Genomic DNA, 1,581 nt, shown 5'->3' with positions numbered 1-1,581 from the left:
ACGTATAATCCAATTATCAGTTTTGATGATTGGATTTTTTCCTTTCTCCCAGGTTCTACTGGGTAATCTAATCTCTATCTGATATATTTATTAAGGCGCTGTGGATCTGTGTCTATTTTATTACAGCTCTGACTGGTACGAGGTGACTCAGACCACAGCTTTTCGTCTATTACTGTTAATCAGTTTGTTAACGCTCTGACGTTTCTATTTACGTGATTACACAGCCGGATTCTCTGTGGAAGACAACAGCGCCAAATCTTATATCTAAGGAGGTACCATTATGTCCACGTACTTTGTTGGAATAGACATTTCAAAGTACAAACACGACTGCTGTATAATCAATGCGGCGGATCAGAGTATCGTTGCTAAATTTACCATCCGAAATGATAAGGAGGGTTTCAACGAATTACTCACTTCTCTCCAATCTCTATCAACTCCTGATGACATAAAAATAGGGTTTGAATCTACAGCCCATTATGCCCTCAACCTTGAACTCTTCCTTGAGAAAGCCCACCACAGCTTTATGGAAGTTAATCCAGTTCTCATCAGCGAGTACAAGAAGTCTACTTCTTTGAGGCGGACAAAGACGGATTCCGTTGATTGTGAATCCATTGCCCGTTGGTTAATGACCGTAGAGTACAAACCCCATTCAAAAGGATTTTATCATGCCTACTCATTAAAGTCATTAACTCGTTTGAGAGATCGTCTCATTCGTCAGCGGTCTTTCTATCTCGTTAAGATTACCAATGTTCTAGATCACACATTCCCGGAGTTCAAACCATTCTTTCAGGAACGCTTCAGCAAAACAGCTTTATACCTGCTTGAAACTTACGGTTCCGCAGAAAAGATGGCACGTATGAATTCCGCTTCGTATGACAACCTCAGGCGTATTTCCCGTGGTAAATTTACGCCTCAAAAGTTCCTAGAACTTAAAGCCCTTGCAGCCAATACCGTAGGTGTAAACAACTCCATCTTTGATACTGAGCTTACCTGCCTATTAACACTTTACAAAGAAGCTGCCAAGCAGGTTTCCGTCCTCGAAACCCAGATAACCGAGCTGATCGAAGAAGTACATCCGCACTATATGTCAATCCCTGGTATAGGTTCTCTATCTGCCGCTGTCATCTACGCTGAATACGGAGACATATCAAACTTCTCATCACCGGCACAGATGCTCGCTTTTGCAGGCTTAGAGCCTGGTATCAGCGAGTCAGGAACGGAATCACATAAGGGAAGGATGGTCAAGCACGGCTCGTCTCAGCTTAGATATACGCTCATGAATTGCGCCCTGCCACTTATCCGGTTTGATATGACTTTCGCAACCTATTATGCCAAGAAGCGATCTGAGGGAAAGCCACATCGCGTTGCCATTTCACATGTCACGAAGAAATTAGTCAGAGTCATTTTTGCATTGGAGAGGCAGAACACTGACTTTGTATCTACCTCACTTCGCTGACATAAATAACTATTTCTACTGCACCATCTGAAATACGGTGTATTCAGATGGTTTATTTGTCATGCAATTTTTACTTAATTAAAATTTATTCAAAAATCACTTGACTATTTATAGTTTGTCACCTC

At 41.7% G+C, this 1,581-nt stretch carries 1 protein-coding gene; it reads left to right on the top strand.

Annotated features, from left to right (window positions below; all coding sequences use genetic code 11):
- Positions 1 to 280: 280 nt before the first annotated feature.
- Positions 281 to 1,456 (top strand): IS110 family RNA-guided transposase, encoded by a 1,176-nt coding sequence (locus BM153_RS13430; RefSeq protein WP_092875005.1) that lies wholly within the window; start codon positions 281 to 283, stop codon positions 1,454 to 1,456.
- Positions 1,457 to 1,581: the final 125 nt, after the last annotated feature.

Source organism: Acetitomaculum ruminis DSM 5522 (genome assembly GCF_900112085.1).
Lineage (GTDB): Bacteria > Bacillota > Clostridia > Lachnospirales > Lachnospiraceae > Acetitomaculum > Acetitomaculum ruminis.
The sequence above is the reverse complement of the archived record's forward strand: the minus strand, read 5'-3'. Positions and strand labels throughout refer to the sequence as shown.